This window comes from Sphingomonas sp. NIC1 (assembly GCF_001638925.1).
Classification (GTDB): Bacteria; Pseudomonadota; Alphaproteobacteria; order Sphingomonadales; family Sphingomonadaceae; genus Sphingomonas; species Sphingomonas aquatilis.
Map to the genome: position 1 here is coordinate 1,782,599 of NZ_CP015521.1, position 17,320 is coordinate 1,799,918.

General features: G+C 67.9%; 22 protein-coding genes and 1 tRNA gene. 17 read left to right on the forward strand and 6 right to left on the reverse strand.

Annotation, left to right across the window (positions count from 1 at the left end):
• Positions 1-35: 35 nt before the first annotated feature.
• Positions 36-683: a TMEM175 family protein gene (locus tag A7E77_RS08580; protein ID WP_063687229.1), complete on the forward strand. Its 648-nt coding sequence runs from the start codon at positions 36-38 to the stop codon at positions 681-683.
• Here the strand turns inward: A7E77_RS08580 and dprA are convergent.
• On the reverse strand, positions 680-1,759 hold the full coding sequence (gene dprA / locus A7E77_RS08585; RefSeq protein WP_063687231.1) for a DNA-processing protein DprA: 1,080 nt from the start codon (positions 1,757-1,759) through the stop codon (positions 680-682). The genes A7E77_RS08580 and dprA overlap by 4 nt on opposite strands.
• A gap of 2 nt (positions 1,760-1,761) precedes the next feature.
• On the reverse strand, positions 1,762-2,373 hold the full coding sequence (plsY, locus tag A7E77_RS08590) for a glycerol-3-phosphate 1-O-acyltransferase PlsY (RefSeq protein ID WP_063687233.1): 612 nt from the start codon (positions 2,371-2,373) through the stop codon (positions 1,762-1,764).
• A 122-nt stretch (positions 2,374-2,495) separates the two neighbouring features.
• Here plsY and murI point away from each other — a divergent pair, with 122 nt between their 5' ends.
• Both murI and hemA read left to right on the forward strand, forming a co-directional pair.
• Positions 2,496-3,290, forward strand: coding sequence for a glutamate racemase (gene murI / locus A7E77_RS08595; protein WP_063687235.1), 795 nt, complete (start codon positions 2,496-2,498; stop codon positions 3,288-3,290).
• Between the two features lie 236 nt (positions 3,291-3,526).
• Entirely contained in the window at positions 3,527-4,768 is a 1,242-nt protein-coding gene (gene hemA / locus A7E77_RS08600; RefSeq protein WP_063687237.1) for a 5-aminolevulinate synthase, read from the forward strand.
• 288 nt (positions 4,769-5,056) lie between these two features.
• Here the strand turns inward: hemA and A7E77_RS08605 are convergent, their stop codons facing one another.
• Positions 5,057-5,575, reverse strand: a complete 519-nt coding sequence (locus A7E77_RS08605) for a DUF3429 domain-containing protein (RefSeq protein WP_063687239.1) — start codon at positions 5,573-5,575, stop codon at positions 5,057-5,059.
• A 207-nt stretch (positions 5,576-5,782) separates the two neighbouring features.
• Between A7E77_RS08605 and rpiB the strand changes: the two genes are divergently transcribed.
• From rpiB to A7E77_RS08625, 5 genes are read left to right on the forward strand one after another with little or no spacing between them, the layout of a single operon-like run.
• Complete coding sequence (gene rpiB, locus A7E77_RS08610) at positions 5,783-6,217, forward strand: ribose 5-phosphate isomerase B (protein WP_043061274.1); 435 nt, start codon at positions 5,783-5,785, stop codon at positions 6,215-6,217.
• A gap of 4 nt (positions 6,218-6,221) precedes the next feature.
• Positions 6,222-7,532: a serine hydroxymethyltransferase gene (glyA, locus tag A7E77_RS08615; RefSeq protein ID WP_063687242.1), complete on the forward strand. Its 1,311-nt coding sequence runs from the start codon at positions 6,222-6,224 to the stop codon at positions 7,530-7,532.
• 3 nt (positions 7,533-7,535) lie between these two features.
• The gene (locus A7E77_RS17930) at positions 7,536-7,712 is read left to right on the forward strand and encodes a small multi-drug export protein (RefSeq protein WP_017977334.1); all 177 of its coding nucleotides are present in this window, start codon (positions 7,536-7,538) and stop codon (positions 7,710-7,712) included.
• 18 nt (positions 7,713-7,730) lie between these two features.
• Positions 7,731-8,207: a transcriptional regulator NrdR gene (gene nrdR / locus A7E77_RS08620; RefSeq protein ID WP_017977335.1), complete on the forward strand. Its 477-nt coding sequence runs from the start codon at positions 7,731-7,733 to the stop codon at positions 8,205-8,207.
• A complete protein-coding gene (locus tag A7E77_RS08625) occupies positions 8,204-8,938 on the forward strand; it encodes an RNA methyltransferase (RefSeq protein ID WP_043061276.1) in 735 nt (244 codons plus the stop codon). Before nrdR ends, A7E77_RS08625 begins: the two co-directional genes overlap by 4 nt.
• Before the next feature lie 513 nt (positions 8,939-9,451).
• Here the strand turns inward: A7E77_RS08625 and A7E77_RS08630 are convergent.
• On the reverse strand, positions 9,452-9,781 hold the full coding sequence (locus tag A7E77_RS08630) for a chorismate mutase (protein ID WP_063689822.1): 330 nt from the start codon (positions 9,779-9,781) through the stop codon (positions 9,452-9,454).
• A 105-nt stretch (positions 9,782-9,886) separates the two neighbouring features.
• Between A7E77_RS08630 and A7E77_RS08635 the strand changes: the two genes are divergently transcribed.
• The 6 genes from A7E77_RS08635 (at position 9,887) to aguB (ending at position 15,137) form a co-directional block, all read left to right on the forward strand.
• Complete coding sequence (locus A7E77_RS08635; RefSeq protein WP_063687244.1) at positions 9,887-10,123, forward strand: hypothetical protein; 237 nt, start codon at positions 9,887-9,889, stop codon at positions 10,121-10,123.
• 197 nt (positions 10,124-10,320) lie between these two features.
• Positions 10,321-10,935, forward strand: a complete 615-nt coding sequence (gene rpsD / locus A7E77_RS08640) for a 30S ribosomal protein S4 (RefSeq protein ID WP_017977340.1) — start codon at positions 10,321-10,323, stop codon at positions 10,933-10,935.
• Between the two features lie 363 nt (positions 10,936-11,298).
• On the forward strand, positions 11,299-12,945 hold the full coding sequence (locus A7E77_RS08645; RefSeq protein WP_063687246.1) for a M28 family metallopeptidase: 1,647 nt from the start codon (positions 11,299-11,301) through the stop codon (positions 12,943-12,945).
• Positions 12,942-13,913 (forward strand): agmatine deiminase family protein, encoded by a 972-nt coding sequence (locus tag A7E77_RS08650; protein ID WP_017977342.1) that lies wholly within the window; start codon positions 12,942-12,944, stop codon positions 13,911-13,913. Before A7E77_RS08645 ends, A7E77_RS08650 begins: the two co-directional genes overlap by 4 nt.
• A 4-nt stretch (positions 13,914-13,917) precedes the next feature.
• A complete protein-coding gene (locus A7E77_RS08655) occupies positions 13,918-14,268 on the forward strand; it encodes a DUF3147 family protein (protein ID WP_017977343.1) in 351 nt (116 codons plus the stop codon).
• An 8-nt stretch (positions 14,269-14,276) separates the two neighbouring features.
• Positions 14,277-15,137: an N-carbamoylputrescine amidase gene (aguB, locus tag A7E77_RS08660; RefSeq protein WP_063687248.1), complete on the forward strand. Its 861-nt coding sequence runs from the start codon at positions 14,277-14,279 to the stop codon at positions 15,135-15,137.
• On the opposite strand, the gene A7E77_RS08665 is transcribed toward aguB, so the two are convergent.
• Entirely contained in the window at positions 15,125-15,823 is a 699-nt protein-coding gene (locus A7E77_RS08665) for a uracil-DNA glycosylase (protein WP_078462338.1), read from the reverse strand. The two genes, aguB and A7E77_RS08665, sit on opposite strands and share 13 nt — an antisense overlap.
• Before the next feature lie 22 nt (positions 15,824-15,845).
• Here A7E77_RS08665 and folK point away from each other — a divergent pair, with 22 nt between their 5' ends.
• The 3 genes from folK to A7E77_RS08680 all read left to right on the forward strand — a co-directional run bounded on the left by folK (position 15,846) and on the right by A7E77_RS08680 (position 16,865).
• The gene (gene folK, locus A7E77_RS08670; RefSeq protein ID WP_063687250.1) at positions 15,846-16,322 is read left to right on the forward strand and encodes a 2-amino-4-hydroxy-6-hydroxymethyldihydropteridine diphosphokinase; all 477 of its coding nucleotides are present in this window, start codon (positions 15,846-15,848) and stop codon (positions 16,320-16,322) included.
• A gap of 20 nt (positions 16,323-16,342) precedes the next feature.
• Positions 16,343-16,418, forward strand: a tRNA-Lys gene (locus tag A7E77_RS08675).
• Positions 16,419-16,550: 132 nt separating this feature from the next.
• Complete coding sequence (locus tag A7E77_RS08680; protein ID WP_226341694.1) at positions 16,551-16,865, forward strand: hypothetical protein; 315 nt, start codon at positions 16,551-16,553, stop codon at positions 16,863-16,865.
• Positions 16,866-16,992: 127 nt separating this feature from the next.
• Here A7E77_RS08680 and A7E77_RS17935 read toward each other — a convergent pair whose 3' ends face one another.
• Positions 16,993-17,268, reverse strand: a complete 276-nt coding sequence (locus tag A7E77_RS17935; RefSeq protein WP_192929955.1) for a hypothetical protein — start codon at positions 17,266-17,268, stop codon at positions 16,993-16,995.
• Between the last annotated feature and the right edge of the window lie 52 nt (positions 17,269-17,320).

Below are 17,320 nucleotides of genomic sequence, written 5' to 3' on the forward strand. Positions count from 1 at the left end.
TGGGGATCGACGGGCGTCGAGGACAAGGCGTGGGCATGAGCAGCGCAGGCGTCGACCATCGCCGCGCGCACCGGGCGCGCGTGCAGCTCGAACGGATGACCTTCTTTTCGGACGCGATCTTCGCGATCGCGATGACGCTGCTGGTGGTCGAGGTGAAGCTGCCCGCGCTGCATCATGCGACCGGACCGGAACTGGGACAGGCGCTGTGGGCGCTGCTGCCCAATTATGTGGGCTTCCTCGTCAGCTTTCTGGTGCTTGGCCGCTTCTGGATCATCCATCACGACGTGATGGGGTTGCTCCGTGTCGCGACGCCGCGACTGGTAATAGCGAACCTAATGCTGCTGCTCGGCGTCGCCTTCATGCCGTTCCCGACCGCAATTATCAGCGAATATGTCAATCTGCGCGTCGGCATCGGGTTCTACACCGGCTGGCTGATCCTGCTGGGGCTGCTCAACCGCCATCTGATCCAGGTCATCGCGCGTTCGCCGGAACTGCTCGACGACGACATCGGGGCGCATGAGATCACGCCGCTGCTGCACCGCAGCTGGATCCCCGTGATGATCGGCGTCTGCGCCTTCGCCGCTGGCATGGTGACCTGGGTCGCGGCACTGGTGGTGCTGGTGGTGGTGAGCCCGATCATCAGCATCGTCGTCGGCCGCTGGGCGGCACGGGCGGCCGGCTAGAGCGACAGGCTGACGCGGCCGCCGGCATGGCGTTCCAGCCGGCCGGCGAGTTCCAGTTCGAGCAATACGGTCTGGAGGATCGCGGGGGCGATGCCGCTTTGGCGGATCAGCTCGTCGACCGTCACTGGGACCGGGCCTAACAACGCCGTTACGCGGCGGCGGTCGGTGTCGTCGGCGTCTGCGGGGGGTGGGCCGCCATAGCTGGAGGAGGGCGCGCGGACGCTGCGCGGGTCGATCGGGCGCAATTGTTCGAGGACGTCGGCGGCGGTCTGGATCAGCGTGGCGCCGTCGCGAATCAGCAGGTTGCAGCCTTGCGCGCGCGGATCGAGCGGGCTGCCGGGGACGGCCATGACCTCGCGTCCCGCCTCGCCCGCCAGCCGCGCGGTGATGAGCGAGCCCGAGCGGGGCGCGGCCTCCACCACCACGGTGCCGAGCGACAGGCCGGCGATGATGCGGTTGCGCGAGGGGAAGTTGCGCGCGAGCGGCTGCGTGCCGGGCGGCTGTTCGGCGACCAGCAGCGCCCGGGCCGCGACCTCTTCCTGTAAGTCCCGGTTTTCGGGAGGGAAGGTGACGTCGATACCGCTGGCGATGACGCCGATCGTGTTCGGCAGCGCGCCGACGTGTGCGGCGGTGTCGATGCCGCGCGCCAAGCCTGAGACGACCGTCGCCCCTTCGGCGGCAAGATCGTGCGCGAGGCTGCGGGCGAAGCGGCAGGCGGCGGCCGAGGCGTTGCGCGCGCCCACGATCGCGACGCACAGGCGGCTGGCCAAGGTTAGGTCGCCGCGGACGATCAGCGCGGGCGGCGCGGTGTCGATCTCGGCGAGCAGCGGCGGATAGTCGGCATCGTCGAGGAAGACGTAGCGCGCGCCGAGTCTGGCCGTCGTCGCCAGCTCCCGCTCGACCAGTCCCGCGTCGGCGACCCGCGGCGCGTTGCCGCCGCCGCGCCGGGCGAGTGTCGGCAGCATGTCGAGCGCGGCTTCGGGCGTGCCGAAGCGGGCGATCAACTGGCGATAGGTGACGGGGCCGACCCCCGCGGTCCGGATCAGGCGAAGGCGCGCGAGATCGCGCTCGGCCACGCTCAGTCGTCCTGCGGGCCGTCCGCCGCGGCGCGCTTGCCGCCGCCGATGCGCGGTTCGGTGCCGTTGGCGATCCGCTCGATATTCTCGCGATGCTTCCACAGCACGATCGCGGCGAGCGCGAGCAGCAGCATGACGAGATCGAACCGGCCGAAGATCGCGCCGCTGACCGGCGCGCTGACCGCCGCGGCCATGCCCGCGACCGACGAGATGCGCACTGTGGCGAGTAGCCCCAGCCAGACGACGGCATAGACCAGCCCCATCGGCCAGTGCAGCGCCAGTACGATCCCCATCAGCGTCGCGACGCCCTTGCCACCACGGAAGCGCAGCCAGACCGGATAGCAATGGCCGACGAACGCGGCGGCCGCGGCGACCATCTGTTCGCCCGGGAACAGCCAGCTGACGAGCCAGACGGCGGCGGCGCCCTTCAGCAGGTCGAGCAGCAGCGTCGCCGCGGCGAGGCCCTTGCGCCCCGTGCGCAGCACGTTGGTCGCGCCGATATTGCCCGATCCGATCGTGCGCAGGTCGCCCGCGCCGCCGAGCCGCGTCAGGATCACCCCGAACGGGATCGAGCCCAGCAGATAGCCGAGCACCAGCGCCGCGGTCGGTGCCATCCAGAGGATTTCTGTATGCAAGTGTGCCCCTTCGTGCCTGGCCCCACCATAGCGGCATCGGACCGGCTTGGCCAAGGGGGGCGGACTTGCGGCGGACGGCGCGGCGGCTATGCACGCGGTCGATGGATATGCGTTCGATCCTGTTCTTCGACTCCGGTGTCGGCGGCCTGTCGGTGGTCGCACCGACGCAAGCGCTGCTGCCGTTCGCGCCGATCGTCTATGCGGCCGATTCGGCTGGGTTTCCTTATGGTACGAAAAGCGAGGCCGAGATTGCGGCGCGGGTGCCGGCGCTGCTCGGGCGGCTGGTCGAACGCTATCGCCCGCGGCTGGTGGTGATCGCGTGCAACACCGCCTCGACGATCGCGCTGCCGGTGGTGCGCGCGGCGCTCGACGTGCCCGTGGTCGGAACGGTGCCGGCGATCAAGCCAGCGGCCGCCATGAGCGTCACGCGTGTCATCGGCGTGCTCGGGACGCAGGCGACGGTGCGGCAGGCCTATGTCGACGACCTCGCGGCGCGCTTTGCCGGCGATTGCACGGTGTTGCGCCATGGATCGGCGGCGCTGGTCGAGCTGGCGGAGGAAAAACTGGCCGGGCGGGTGCCGGCGCCTGAGCGGTTCGCGGCGGCGCTCGCCGGGCTGATCGAGCAGCCGGGGGGCGAGCGGATCGATGTGATCGTCAACGCCTGCACGCACTTCCCGCTGGTCGAGCCGGAGCTGGCGGAGGTGGCGCCGGCGGGGGTGCGCTTCATCGATGGCGGGCCGGGAATCGCGCGGCGGATCGCGGCGCTGACCGACGGGCAGGACTGGCCGGCGGAGGCGCCAGTGCATCGCGCGGTGTTCACGCGGCTGGGCGCGGCGGAGCGGGCGCTGGAACCGGCGCTGGCGCGGTACGGGATTGGGGTGGTGGAGGCGCTCTAGCCCCATTCACTCCGTCACCCCGGACTCGTTCCGGGGTCCACTCTGCGGCGAGGGGGGCGGCTGGAGGCGCGGAGCATCCCCCCGTGGCCCGGTGGACCCTGGAACTAGTCCGGGTGACGGGGGATTTTTGGGCGGGGCCGCCGCCCACCCCTTGGACAAAATGCCCAACCCTTCGATCACCCTGACCTGTTTTATCCGCTGGCAACACCGCCGCCCGCGCGATACACGAGCATCCCATGAACAGCGACGGCACGGACACGCGCGTGGACTATTCGCGCGTTTTCACCCAGGCGATCGACCGCCTTCATGCCGAGGGACGCTATCGCGTCTTCATCGACATCCTCCGCAACAAGGGGATGTTCCCCAATGCGCGCTGTTTCGCGGGGCATAACGGCCCCAAGCCGATCACGGTCTGGTGTTCGAACGACTATCTGGCGATGGGGCAGCATCCCGACGTGATCGCCGCGATGGAAGAGGCGCTGCACGACGTCGGCGCCGGATCGGGCGGCACGCGCAACATCGGCGGCAACACGCACTATCACGTCGATCTGGAGCATGAACTCGCCGACCTGCACGGCAAGGAAGGCGCATTGCTGTTCACCAGCGGCTATGTGTCGAACGAGGCGACGCTGTCGACGCTCGCCAAGATCCTGCCCGGCTGCGTGATCTTTTCTGACGAACTCAACCACGCCTCCATGATCGCTGGCATTCGCAACGCCGGCTGTGAGAAGCGGATCTTCCGCCACAACGACCTCGCGCATCTCGAGGAGCTGCTGGCGGCCGAAGACCCGGCGGTGCCCAAGCTGATCGCGTTCGAGAGCGTCTATTCGATGGAAGCCGACATCGCGCCGATCGCCGCGATCTGCGACCTCGCCGACAAATATAACGCGCTGACCTATCTCGACGAAGTGCATGCGGTCGGCATGTACGGCGCGCGCGGCGGCGGCATTTCCGAGGCTGAAGGCGTCGCGCACCGGCTGACGATCATCGAGGGCACGCTGGGCAAGGCGTTCGGCGTGATGGGCGGCTATATCGCCGCGGACCAGACGATCATCGACGTGATCCGCTCTTACGCACCGGGCTTCATCTTCACCACCAGCCTGTCGCCGGTGCTGGTCGCTGGCGTGCTGGCGAGCGTGCGGCACCTGAAAGCGTCCAGCGTCGAGCGCGAAGGCCAGCAGGCGTCGGCGTCGTTGCTGAAGACGATGCTGAGCGAGGCGGGGTTGCCGGTGATGCTGGGCGACACGCATATCGTGCCGGTGCTGGTCGGCGACCCGGTGAAGGCCAAGCGGATCAGCGACATCCTGCTCGCGGAATATGGCGTCTACGTCCAACCGATCAATTATCCGACCGTGCCGCGCGGCACCGAGCGCCTGCGCTTCACGCCGGGTCCGAGCCATACGCCGGAGATGATGCGCGAACTCACGGAAGCACTGGTCGAGATCTGGGGCCGGCTGGAACTGCGCAAGGCGGCCTGACCGCCGCCTGAATATCGCTCCACGTGGCGTCGCGCCTGGTGAAGCCCGTGCTTCGACAGGCTCAGCACGAACGGTGGTTGCGTGGGTATTCGTTGAGCCGCCTCCTCCTGGGGCGGGCAGGCAGCGAGCGAGCCATGCCAGCGACTGCCGCCGCACGACCGTTCGCCCTGAGCCTGTCGAAGGGCGCTACCCCGAGCGACGCCGCGCTTGGTGGCGCTGTGTGCTTCGACACGCTCAGTACCAACGGTGGTCGTGGAGGGAGCGATCGTAAGGCGCTGTCCTGTGGTGTCAGGCCGCCAATACCCCGCACAGGGCGCCGATGATGATCGAGAGGCTGCCCAGGCCCAGCGACAACGGCACGCGCAACGCCATCCAGCCGCTGGGCGTGATCCCCTGTGCGGTGAGCCGGCGGTCGACCAGCAGCGTCAGTAGCACCGCTACGCCCAACAGGACGAGCGCCAGCGCCAGCGAGATGACGCCACCAACCGACAGCAGGATCAGGCCGGCCGCGACGATCGAGGGTGCGACCGCCAGACAGGCGATCTCGCCCTGCCGCACGCCGGCGCACATCGCGAAACCCCACCAGATGCCGCCGAGGAAACTGAGGATCAGCGCGGCATAGCCAAAGGCGAACATGCCACCCGTTTGCGTCGTCTGGTCGAAGGCGCAGGTGGCGGCGGCGGCGATCTGTGGCAGCAGGCCGGCATAGCCGAGGATCATCGCCGATTCGCCGACGGTGCCGGTCATGCCCGGGCTGCCGGCATCGCCGCCGATCGCCTCGGCGCTGGCGGGGTAGCGCTCAGGCATCGGATCGCCAGCGGGATCGCAGGCGGACGCAGCGGCTGCTCGGGGTGCGATCTTGATGCATGTTGTCCAAGCGCGCGACCGGCGCGGGCGTTCCCGCACTCCCATGCGTCCCGGCGCCTTTCCCCGCATCGGCTGTGGCATTTGCGTGACGGTGGCGCTAAGGCGCCGCGCATCGCTTCCTCATCACAGCCGGGACGCCGCTTCGCCTTGCGCATCGCCTTCGCCTCCGATCACGCCGCCGTCGCGCTGAAGGCGCTGCTGGTGGAGCACGCCGCCACGCTGGGTCACGAGGTGGTCGACCTGGGTCCGGAGACAGACGCGCGCGTCGATTATCCCGATTACGGCTACAAGCTGGCCGACGTGGTCGCACGCGGCGAGGCCGCGTTCGGCGTGGCGTTGTGCGGATCGGGGATTGGCATCTCGATCGCGGTCAACCGCAACCCGGCGTGCCGCTGCGCGCTGGTCACCGAACCGCTCGCCGCCGCCCTCGCGCGCAACCATAACGACGCCAACGTCATCGCGATGGGCGCCCGGCTGATCGGGCCGGACCTTGCGAAGGCGTGCCTCGAAGCCTTTCTCGCCGCTCCGTTCGAGGGCGGCCGTCACCAGGCCCGTGTCGACAAACTGTCGCAGAAGGATTGATCCCATGAGCACCCAGCCGAACGATCTCAGTGACATCCGCTCCAGCGGCTTCTTCACGCAAGGGTTGGCGGATGCCGATCCCGCCGTGTTCGGCGGCGTGGCCCACGAACTCACCCGCGAACAGACGCAGATCGAGCTGATCGCGTCGGAAAACATCGTGTCGAAGGCGGTGCTCGAGGCGCAGGGCTCGGTCTTCACCAACAAGTACGCCGAGGGCTATCCGGGCAAGCGCTACTACCAGGGCTGCGCGCCGTCGGACATGGTCGAGAGCCTCGCGATCGAGCGTGCCAAGCAGATCTTCGGCTGCGGCTTCGTCAACGTGCAGCCGCATTCGGGCGCGCAGGCGAACGGTGCGGTGATGCTGGCGCTGGTCAAGCCGGGCGAGACGATCCTGGGCATGAGCCTGGACGCCGGCGGCCACCTGACGCACGGCGCCAAGGCGGCGATGAGCGGCAAGTGGTTCAACGCGGTGCAATATGGCGTCGATCCCGACACGCACCTAATCGACTATGACGCGGTCGAGGCCCTGGCGGTCGAGCATCAGCCGAAACTCATCATCGCGGGCGGCTCGGCCTATCCGCGCGTCATCGACTTCGCCCGCTTCCGCGCCATTGCGGACAAGGTCGGCGCGTATTTCATGGTCGACATGGCGCACTTCGCCGGCATCGTCGCCGCCGGCCTGCACCCGACGCCGTTCGGCCATGCGCATGTCGTCACCACCACGACGCACAAGACGCTGCGCGGCCCCCGCGGCGGCATGATCATGACCGACGATGAGGCCATTGCGAAGAAGATCAATTCGGCGGTCTTCCCCGGCCTGCAGGGCGGCCCGCTGATGCACGTCATCGCCGCCAAGGCGGTCGCGTTCGGCGAGGCGCTGCGCCCCGAATACAAGAGCTACATCGCCGCGGTGGTCGAGAACGCCAAGGTGCTGGCCGCCACGCTGAAGGAGCGCGGCGCCGACGTGATTGCGGGCGGCACCGATACGCACCTCGCGCTCATTGACCTGCGCCCGCTCGGCATCACGGGCAAGGACGCGGACGAGGCGCTGGAGCGTGCAGGCATCACCTGCAACAAGAACGGCATCCCCAACGATCCGCTGCCGCCGATGAAGACCAGCGGCATCCGCGTCGGCTCGCCCGCCGGCACCACGCGCGGCTTCGGCCCGGCGGAGTTCCGCGAGATCGGCAACATGGTCGCCGACGTGCTCGACGGTCTTGCAAAGAAGGGCGAACACGGGGACCCCGACGTCGAGGCGAACGTTCGGGACCGTGTGCGCAACCTCTGCGCGCGCTTCCCCATCTACGAAGGATAACAGATGTCGAAGATCGACGAGGTGCAGAGCACCGTGAAGAACACGCCCGGCCTGGGCAAGAAGATGGCCAAATACGGTGCGATCGGCGCCGTGGTGGCGATCCCCGTGCCGTTCGTCGGCCCGGTGCTGGGTGCGCTGGTCGGCGCGGGCGTCGCCTATGCCCGCCGCAACAAGATCTGAGGACGCGTACGACCATTTATGCGTTGCCCGTTCTGCGGTCATGAAGACAGCCAGGTAAAGGACAGCCGCCCCACGGAAGACGGGGCGGCGATCCGGCGCCGGCGCCAGTGCGAAGGGTGCGCCGCGCGTTTCACGACGTTCGAGCGCATCCAGCTGCGCGACCTGTGGGTCGTGAAGAGCGCGGGCGACGGCGGGTCGCGCCGCGAGCCGTTCGAGCGCGAGAAGCTGCAACGCTCGATCGCGATCGCGACGCGCAAGCGCCCGATCGAACCCGTGCGCATCGAAAAGCTGATCAGCGGCATCCAGCGCCAGCTGGAAACGCTGGGCGAGAGCGAAGTGTCGTCGAAGCGGATCGGCGAATTGGTGATGGAGGGGCTGAAGGGCCTCGATTCGGTCGCCTATATCCGCTTCGCCAGCGTCTATCGCGACTTCAGCGAGGCGCGCGATTTCGAGGAGTTCGCCGGGTCGGTCGAACAGGCAGGACGCGGCGCATGAGCGACACCAATCTCCCCGCGATCGTCCTGGTCCGCCCGCAGCTTGGCGAGAACATCGGCAAGGCCGCGCGCGCGATGCTCAATTTCGGGCTAACCGACATGCGCCTCGTCGCCCCGCGCGACGGCTGGCCCAACCCCAAGGCGGGCCCGGCGGCGAGCGGCGCCGACCTCGTGCTGGAACGCGCGCGCGTCTACGACACCGTCCAGGACGCGATCGCGGATTGCGCGCACGTCTATGCGACCACGGTGAGGAAGCGCGGCATCACCAAGCCGGTGGTGACGCCCGAAGTCGCCGCGAAAGCCATCCATGGCGCGGGCGAACGCTCCGCCATCCTTTTCGGGCCGGAGCGGTCGGGGCTGGAGACGGACGACGTGGCGCTCGCCCGCACGATCATCACTGTGCCGATCAACCCCGAATTCGGCAGCCTCAATCTTGCGCAGGCGGTCATCCTAGTCGCCTACGAATGGTCGAAGGGCGTGAGCCTCGCCCAGCCGTCGCTGACCGAGATCGACGCCCCGGCACCGCAGACCGAGCTGGACGGGATGATCGCACAGCTCGACGACATGCTGGAGCGGGCGAACTTCTTCTTCCCGCCCGACCGCGTGCCCGCGACGCGGCGGACGCTACGGACGCTGCTCACCAAGCCCGGCTGGTCGTCGCAGGAAGTGCGCACGCTGCGCGGCGTGCTGTCGGCGCTGGATGGAGCGAAGGAACGACGCAGCGAGCGGTAGGGCGGCGGGCCTATCGCCCTTCGGTTCGTCATCCCCGGGAAGGCGGGAATCCAGACACGCTAACGTTGCGGATGGAGCCGGAAGGGCAGCCCATCTGGGTTTCAGCGTTCGCGGGAACGACGGCCGATGGTCGGGATGGGGCGTGGCCCCAATCTCCCCGTCACCCCGGACTCGTTCCGGGGTCCACTCCGCGGCGAGGGGGGAGTCTGGAGGCTCGAATGTTGCCCCAGCGGCCCAGTGGACCCCGGACCAAGTCCGGGGTGACGGGGAGATTGGGGCGCCGTCCTTCCTCCCGCTGCGCCGCGCGTGTTGGATCGAAAGCCGCGCCCTGCCATCAAAGCCACAGGTCAAGTCACTGTAATAAAATGACGATCTTAGGCCGCGCTGTTACCGCTGTCCTACACGCCAGGCCATAGTCTAGGGGCCGCACCGTGCCATATGCCGACAACGGCCATGACCCGCTCTTTGTCAGTGATGCAAAAAACCGAAACGATGGGACCGGAACGTTTCCGTTCAGGTGTTCATCTTGTCCATGTTCGCCGCCCGCGCGTCGAACTGCGTCAGCTCATAGGCGATCGAGGCTTCGACCAGCTGCTCCCACAGATCCGCGATCACGTCGCCGGGCAGCCCCGCTGCCTCCGCCGCCGCACGGGCATTGGCGATCACCTGCGCCTTGCGGCCTTCGTCACGCACCGCGCCGCGCGCGGGCTTAATGCGGGCGGCGGCGTCCATATAGGCGAAACGGCGGGCGAGCAGCGTGACCAGCTCGCGATCGACCTGGTCGACGCCCGCGCGGACCTCGGTCATGGTGGTGCAATCGGGGCCGGGCAGGGTCGTCGTCATGCGCGCTTCTGTAGCGGGGCTGCGGGACTTGTCGAGCATCGGCGCTTCCCTGAGCGGCGGAATTGCGTCATGACTGCTGCCTCTTTTGGCCCGGAGGCTTTGCCCATGTCCCTGATCGCCCTCGCCTTGATCGCCACGGCGACGCAAACGCCAGACCCGGCGCAGACGCCCGCGGCGGACAAGCCGATCTGCCGCCGCGAGCTGCCGATCGGGTCGTACCTGCCCGTGCGCACCTGCCACACCAAGGCGCAATGGGCGCAGATCGACGAAGCGAACGGTCGTGCCGCCAGCGACGCACGTCGCGCCAACGATGCGCGCAGCGGCACGATCCCCAATCGCTGATCGACGCCTGCGGCTCCACCCCCGCGATTGACACGCTCGCCCCCCTCGGCTAGGCGCTCGCCTTCGCAACAGCCCCCGCACCCCGGTGAAGCGGTGGGCCTGCCTTCCTTCGGGATCAGCAGCGCGAAACCGGGATCAGCCCCGATCGTGATTCGTCGCGGTTGGGATCACGTCGTTACAGTTGCCAAGGAAGTATCATGTCGAAGCGCCATAGCGCCAAGCACAAGCTCGACCGTCGTCTCGGCGAGAACATCTGGGGCCGTCCGAAGTCGCCGGTCAACAAGCGCGAATACGGCCCGGGCCAGCACGGCCAGCGCCGCAAGGGCAAGGTGTCGGACTACGGCATCCAGCTGCGCGCCAAGCAGAAGCTGAAGGGCTATTACGGCGACGTCACGGAAAAGCAGTTCCGTGCGTGCTACCACGAAGCCGCCCGCATGAAGGGCGACACCAGCCAGAACCTGATCGGCCTGCTCGAGCAGCGTCTCGACATGATCGTCTATCGCGCCAAGTATGCGCCGACGATCTTCGCGGCGCGCCAGCTGGTCAGCCACGGTCACGTCCGCGTCAACGGCGTGAAGTGCAACGTCGCGTCGCGTCGCTGCTTCGTCGGCGACGAGATCACGCTGGGCACCAAGGCCAAGGAAATGGCGCTGGTGCTCGAGGCGCAGAACCTCGCCGAGCGTGAAATCCCCGATTACGTCGCGCCGGACGGCAACGCCAAGGTGACCTTCGTCCGCGTGCCGACGCTGGATGAGGTGCCCTATCCGGTGAAGATGGAGCCGAACTTGGTCGTCGAGTTCTACTCGCGTTAAGTCGAGCGTCAGCGAGATCGGCCGGTGGGGCCAACAGCCCCGTCCGACGACGCGGGATTAATTCCCGCGTCGGTCGAGAGGCACGAAAAGGGCGGTCCCGCGGGGCCGCCCTTTTTCGTTTGGGGCAGGCTTCCCAATTCCTCCCCCGCCAGGGGGAGGTGGCGCCGCGAAGCGGTGACGGAGGGGGAGGGCGGCGGCATCCTCGGTCACGGCGTGCGCCGCCTACCTCCCCCTCCACCATTCGGCTGACGCCGAACGGTCCCCCTCCCCCTAGCGGGGGAGGAATGCGCCGTCCGCCCCCGTGGACAAGCCGCGCCCCCCACGCCACAAGGCGCAGCAACGCTGACCTTGCCGGAGCTTCCCTTGCGCCGCTTTTTCCTGCCCGCCCTGCTCGCTGCCGTCGCGACCCAGGCCATCGCCCAGACCGCGCCCGACATCTCCGTCGACACGATGAAGGCGGTCACCAAGACGCTCTCCTCCGATGCGTTCGAAGGCCGCGCGCCCGGCAGTGCGGGCGAGACCAAGACGCTCGCCTATCTGCAACAGCAATTCGCCAAGGCGGGGCTGAAGCCGGGCAACAAGGGCCAATGGCTGCAGGACGTGCCGCTGGTCGAAATCACCGCGAAGAACGTCACGCCGCTGACGATCACCGGCGGCAAGACGCCGCTCAGCTTCGCCTACGGCCCGGACATGGTCGTCGGCACCTATCGCGTCACGCCGCATATCGATGTGACGAACAGCGACGTCGTCTTCGCCGGCTATGGCATCGTCGCGCCGGAGAAGGGCTGGAACGATTATGCCGGGCTGGACGTGAAGGGGAAAACCGTCGTCGTCCTCATCAACGATCCCGACTGGCAGACGCCGGAGGCCAAGGGCCTCTTCAATGGCCGGGCGATGACCTATTACGGGCGCTGGACGTACAAATATGAAGAGGCTGCGCGGCAGGGCGCCGCTGCGGTCCTGATCGTCCACCAGACCGAGCCTGCCGCATACGGCTGGAACGTCGTGCGCTCCAGCAACACCGGCGCCGAACATGTCGCCGATGCGGCCGACGGGCATATGGGCGATAGCGCCGCGCATGGCTGGATCCAGCTCGACGCTGCGCGCAAGCTGTTCGCCAGCGCGGGCAAGGACTTCGACGCGCTCGCCGCCGCGGCGAAGGTGAAGGGCTTCAAGCCCGTTGACCTGGGTGTGAAGGCGTCGGTCAGCTTCGACAACACGATCGCCAAGCAAGTGTCGCACAATGTCGTCGGCATCCTGCCCGGCCGCGAGGCGCCCGACGAATATGTGCTGCTGTCGGCGCATTGGGATCACTTGGGCCGCTGCACGCCGGTGAATGGCGACGACATCTGCAACGGCGCGGTCGACAATGCCGATGGTGTCGCGGCGCTGGTCGCGCTGGCGCAGGCCAATGCCAAGGCGGGGCCGGCGCGCCGATCGATGGTGTTCGTCGCGCTCACCGCCGAGGAATCGGGGCTGCTCGGCTCGGCCTATTATGGCGAGAACCCGGTCTATCCGCTGGCGAAGACGGTGGGCGGCGCGAACATGGATGCGCTCGCCATGTACGGGCCGGCCAAGGACGTGATCGTGATCGGGCCGGGCAAGTCGGAGCTCGACACTTATCTGAACGCCGCGCTGAAGCGGCAGGGCCGGCATGCGACGCCCGAGCCGACGCCGGAAAAGGGCTTTTACTACCGCTCCGACCATTTCAGCCTCGCGAAGCATGGCGTGCCGATGGTCTATTTCGAAACGGGGCAAGACCTCGTGAAGGGCGGACTTGCCGCCGGCCGTGCCGCCGCCAAGGATTATGAGGAGCATCGCTACCACGCGCCGTCCGACGAATATGATCCGAACTGGGACTGGAGCGGGGTGCAGCAGGACGTCGCGCTCTATTATATGCTGAGCCGCGATCTCGCGGAGAGCCGCGCCTGGCCGAACTGGCTGCCCGGCGATGAATTCCGCAGCATCCGCGACAAGAGCCGTGCCATCGTAACCGGAGTAGCCAAGTGACGACTATCGCCCCGCCGCCCGCCGAATGGGCGCCGCATTCGGCCGTGTGGATCGGCTTCCCGAGCCACGCCGACCTGTGGGTCGAGGATCTGGAGCCGGCGCGCGAGGAGGTCGTCGCCTTCGCCCGTGCCGTCCACGCCGAGGGGCGGGGCGAGAAGGTGATCCTGGTCGCCGCCGACGCCGAAGCGGGCGACACCGCCATGACCATGGCGCCCTTTGCGGAGGTAGTGGTCGAACCGTTCGGCGACATCTGGCTGCGCGACACCGCGCCGATCCTGCTGAACAGCGAAGAGGCGCGCGACTTCGACTTCAACGGCTGGGGCGGCAAATACGATCTGGAGGGCGACGACACGATCGGGCTGCGGCTCGGCAAGTCGATCGGCGCGAAGGTCGGCTATTGCAACTGGGTGCTGGAAGGCGGTGCGATCGACGGTGACGGTGCCGGCACGGTGGTGACAACCGAGCAATGCCTGCTCAACCCCAATCGCAACCCGACGATGACCAAGGCCGATATCGAGCGCCGGCTGCGCGAGGACCTGGGCTATACGCGTGTCGTCTGGCTGGGTGACGGCCTGCTGAACGACCATACCGATGGCCATGTCGACAACCTTGCCCGTTTCGTTGGCGAAGGGCGTGTCGCTTTGCCCAAGGCGGCGGAGAACGACCCGAATTGGCAGGTCTTCCAGCATGCCGAACGCGATGCACGCGCCGCGGGGCTGGAGGTGGTGCTGATCCCGTCGCCCGGCCGCGTGCTGCGCGACGAAGAGGTCGTGCCGGCGAGCTACATGAACTTCTATATCGGCAATGCCGCGGTGGTCGTGCCGCTGTACGGCAGCGAGAACGACGCTGCGGCGGTGGCGGCGATCCAGGCGATCTTCCCCGACCGCGAAGTGGTGGGCTTGCACGCGGACCATATCCTGACCGGCGGCGGCAGCTTCCACTGCATCAGCCAGCAGATCCCGGCCTGATCGCATGGCGGCTCTGCTGGTCCGGGCCGGCGTGTCGGGTATCATCGTCGCACTCGTGGCGCTGATCGCGCGGCGCAGCCCGGCGGCGGGCGCTTTGGTGGCGTCGCTGCCGCTCGTCTCCGTGCTCGGCATGATCTGGCTGTGGCACGACACGGGTGACCCCGTCCGGCTGGCGGACCATGCGCAGGCGACGCTGTGGTATGTGTTGCCCTCGCTGCCGATGTTCCTCGTGATCCCGGCGTTGCTGCGGCACGGTGTCGGCTTCTGGCCGGCGCTCGCCAGCGGTTGCGCTGTCACAGTTGCGCTCTATCTCGCCACCGTTGCGGTCGCCGCGCGATTCGGCGTCACCCTGTAGGAACCGTCATGACCGAGATCACCGTCGCTGCGCTGCAGCTTGCCTTTTCGAACGACATCGACGCGAACATCGCAAATGTGTCGCGCCTGGTGCGCGAGGCGGCGGGGCAGGGCGCGAGCGTGATCCTGCCGCCGGAGTTGTTCGAGGGCGAATATTTCTGCCGCGTCGAGGACGAGGGCCTGTTTGCCAATGCCGCCCCCGTCGGCGAGCATAAGGCGGTGCTTGCGATGCAGGCGCTGGCCGAGGCGCTGAAGGTGACGATCCCGACTAGCTTCTTCGAGGCGGACGGGCCGCATTATTACAACAGCCTCGCGATGATCGGCCCCGATGGCGAAATCCAGGGCGTCTATCGCAAGAGCCATATTCCCGACGGTCCGGGTTACGAGGAGAAGTTCTACTTCCGCCCCGGCAATACCGGGTTCAAGGTGTGGCCGGCGCCGCAGACCGCGCCCGGCTGGACGCTGGGCGTCGGCGTGTGCTGGGACCAATGGTATCCCGAAACCGCGCGCGCGATGATGCTGATGGGGGCCGAACTGCTGTTCTACCCGACCGCGATCGGCAGCGAGCCGCATGACACCAGCCTGGACACCGCGCGGCTGTGGCGGCGCGCGATGGTGGGCCATGCGGTCAGCAACGTCGTGCCGATCGTCGCCGCCAACCGCGTCGGCGTGGAACATGACCAGACCTTCTACGGCACCAGCTTCATCGCCGACGAGCGCGGCGACATCCTTGCCGAACTCGATCGCGAGGAAGAGGGCGTGATCGTCGCAACGCTCGACCTCGCCCGTATCCGCCGCCACCGCGCCGCCTTCGGCTTCTTCCGCGATCGCCGGCCGGAGCTGTACGGTCGCCTCGTTCAGGATATCTGAGCGAGCGCGACCGCGCGGGCGAAGACGGCCTCGAACATCTCTTCGTCGACGCGGCCGGTGTTCTGGTTGTAGCGCGACGGGTGGTAGCTATCGACCAGCATCCGCCCGTCCGGCATGCGATGTTCGGCGCCATGGCCGAACGTCGCCTTGGGCAACCGGCCGCCCAACACCTTCACCGCCGACTGATGCGCGATCTGACCGAGCGCGACGACGACGCGGACATTCGGCAGCGCTGCGATCTCGGCGTCGAGATACTGGCGGCAGGTGCGGATTTCCTCCGGCGTCGGTTTGTTGGCGGGCGGCAGGCACTTCACCGCGTTGAGAATGATCGCGCCGGTGAGCGCGATATCGTCGGTCGGGCGGTTGGCGAAGGTGCCGGTGGCAAGGCCAACCTTCACCAGCGTCGCGAACAGCAGCGTCCCCGAATGGTCGCCGGTGAAGGCGCGGCCGGTGCGGTTGGCGCCGTGGAGGCCGGGGGCGAGCCCGACGATCGCGATCGTCGCGTCCGGATCGCCGAAGGCGGGCACCGGGGCGTTCCACCACGTCGGGTTCTGTTCGCGCAACGCCTCTCGCGCTGCGACCAGGCGAGGGCAGAGCGGGCAATCCCGCGGCGGTTCCACGGGAAAGAGGGCCACGGGTGGGGCGGCGTCTAGGCTCTCGGGGAGGCTATCGGATGCGATCGTCATCGGCATCGCCTAAGGCGTGGGAATGGCAACGGCAATCTATGCGATCGGGATCGGATCGAATCGGCGGGGGCGACATGGCGGTCCGGCGGACGAGGTGCGCGCCGCAATCGCAGCGATCGGCGGTGTCGTCGCCTTGTCCCCGATCATCGCGACAGCGCCGCTCGGCCCCTCGATCCGCCGCTTCGCCAATGCGGCGATCCTGATCGAAAGCGACGAGGCCCCGCCGGGGCTGCTCGCGCGGCTGAAGCGAATCGAGGCGGCGTTCGGGCGTCGGCGCGGACGGCGCTGGGGGGCGCGGGTGATCGACCTCGATATCCTGTTGTGGTCTGAAGGCGTCTGGCGGAGCGACGGGCTGACGGTGCCGCATGTCGCGCTGGCCGAGCGGGCGTTCGTGCTCGCCCCGCTGCGGCGGATCGCGCCCGGCTGGCGGGTGCCGGGCGCGATGCGTACGATCCGCCAATTGGCGCACACGGTTGACCGGCCGCGTCGCCGCCCCTAGGTGCCCCCAATCGATGGCGGGGGTCCGTAGCTCAGTCGGTAGAGCAAGCGACTTTTAATCGAGAGGTCCCGGGTTCGAGCCCCGGCGGACCCACCATCGACGCTTTCCGGGGGCCTCTACCCGGTACCCGATCAGTTCATACGCCGCAGCATCCGCCGATTGCGCACTGCGCGTTAGCCCTGTGATCTCGCCGAAGCACGCGTGCGCTGCCAGCCGTCCACGCTTGATATGTCGGTATTGCTGTCGCATGATCCGGCGCGAACAAGAGGGGTGGGGACAATGAAGCGCATTGGGACGGTAGCAATTGTGGCGATCATGGCCTGTGCGGCGCCCGCCGTCGCGCAGTCCGCGGATAGCCAGGCCAAGCCGGCCGAGAAGAAGACCTGCCGCAGGCTGACGCCGACGGGTTCGTTCATGGCGACCCGCGTCTGCAATACCGAGGCAGGATGGCGTCAGTTCGACGGGATCACGCAGCAGGGCGTGAGCGACTTCCGCCGCTCGTTGAACATGAGCGGCACCAACGAGCGCGCTGGCGAAAAGTAAGTCGGTTACGCGGCTGCCCGCCACGCCGGTGGGCGCCGTGATCCGCTCGTCGTCCGCCTAGTCACGGCATTCACGCCGACCTCGATCGCGACGGGATACCCGCCCACGCCATAGTCGACTCGCTCGATCAGCCGAACAGGCGGCTCCAGAACGACGGCTGCGCCGACCGGGACGCCTGCCATTGCGCGCGCGCGTCTGCTGCCCGCTGGTGGAGAGCGCGGATGCACTCGTCGCGGGGGAGGTCGGAAAGCCGCTGCGGAGGGATGGACTGGCCCATAACGCATTGATGAATCGCACGATGAAGCGTGCTTTGGCAACGACGATGCGACGAATTGCAGTCGATCGTCGCAAAAGTCTGGAAATAGCTGCCCGGCTCTTCGGGGGCATCGATCGTGCCCATCATGCGCCGCCCCTGAGCCGAATGCGCGGTCGTGCGTTGATCACCACCAGACCCA

What these genes read in the sequence shown, in the direction of transcription:
- A7E77_RS08580 (WP_063687229.1), top strand. Translation starts at nt 36, where the DNA reads ATGAGCAGCGCAGGCGTCGACCATCGCCGCGCGCACCGGGCGCGCGTG.
- plsY (WP_063687233.1), bottom strand. Translation starts at nt 2,373, where the DNA reads ATGGCACCGACCGCGGCGCTGGTGCTCGGCTATCTGCTGGGCTCGATC.
- murI (WP_063687235.1), top strand. Translation starts at nt 2,496, where the DNA reads ATGGATATGCGTTCGATCCTGTTCTTCGACTCCGGTGTCGGCGGCCTG.
- hemA (WP_063687237.1), top strand. Translation starts at nt 3,527, where the DNA reads ATGAACAGCGACGGCACGGACACGCGCGTGGACTATTCGCGCGTTTTC.
- A7E77_RS08605 (WP_063687239.1), bottom strand. Translation starts at nt 5,575, where the DNA reads ATGCCTGAGCGCTACCCCGCCAGCGCCGAGGCGATCGGCGGCGATGCC.
- glyA (WP_063687242.1), top strand. Translation starts at nt 6,222, where the DNA reads ATGAGCACCCAGCCGAACGATCTCAGTGACATCCGCTCCAGCGGCTTC.
- A7E77_RS17930 (WP_017977334.1), top strand. Translation starts at nt 7,536, where the DNA reads ATGTCGAAGATCGACGAGGTGCAGAGCACCGTGAAGAACACGCCCGGC.
- nrdR (WP_017977335.1), top strand. Translation starts at nt 7,731, where the DNA reads ATGCGTTGCCCGTTCTGCGGTCATGAAGACAGCCAGGTAAAGGACAGC.
- A7E77_RS08625 (WP_043061276.1), top strand. Translation starts at nt 8,204, where the DNA reads ATGAGCGACACCAATCTCCCCGCGATCGTCCTGGTCCGCCCGCAGCTT.
- A7E77_RS08630 (WP_063689822.1), bottom strand. Translation starts at nt 9,781, where the DNA reads ATGACGACGACCCTGCCCGGCCCCGATTGCACCACCATGACCGAGGTC.
- A7E77_RS08635 (WP_063687244.1), top strand. Translation starts at nt 9,887, where the DNA reads ATGTCCCTGATCGCCCTCGCCTTGATCGCCACGGCGACGCAAACGCCA.
- rpsD (WP_017977340.1), top strand. Translation starts at nt 10,321, where the DNA reads ATGTCGAAGCGCCATAGCGCCAAGCACAAGCTCGACCGTCGTCTCGGC.
- A7E77_RS08655 (WP_017977343.1), top strand. Translation starts at nt 13,918, where the DNA reads ATGGCGGCTCTGCTGGTCCGGGCCGGCGTGTCGGGTATCATCGTCGCA.
- aguB (WP_063687248.1), top strand. Translation starts at nt 14,277, where the DNA reads ATGACCGAGATCACCGTCGCTGCGCTGCAGCTTGCCTTTTCGAACGAC.
- A7E77_RS08665 (WP_078462338.1), bottom strand. Translation starts at nt 15,823, where the DNA reads ATGACGATCGCATCCGATAGCCTCCCCGAGAGCCTAGACGCCGCCCCA.
- folK (WP_063687250.1), top strand. Translation starts at nt 15,846, where the DNA reads ATGGCAACGGCAATCTATGCGATCGGGATCGGATCGAATCGGCGGGGG.
- A7E77_RS08680 (WP_226341694.1), top strand. Translation starts at nt 16,551, where the DNA reads ATGTCGGTATTGCTGTCGCATGATCCGGCGCGAACAAGAGGGGTGGGG.
- A7E77_RS17935 (WP_192929955.1), bottom strand. Translation starts at nt 17,268, where the DNA reads ATGATGGGCACGATCGATGCCCCCGAAGAGCCGGGCAGCTATTTCCAG.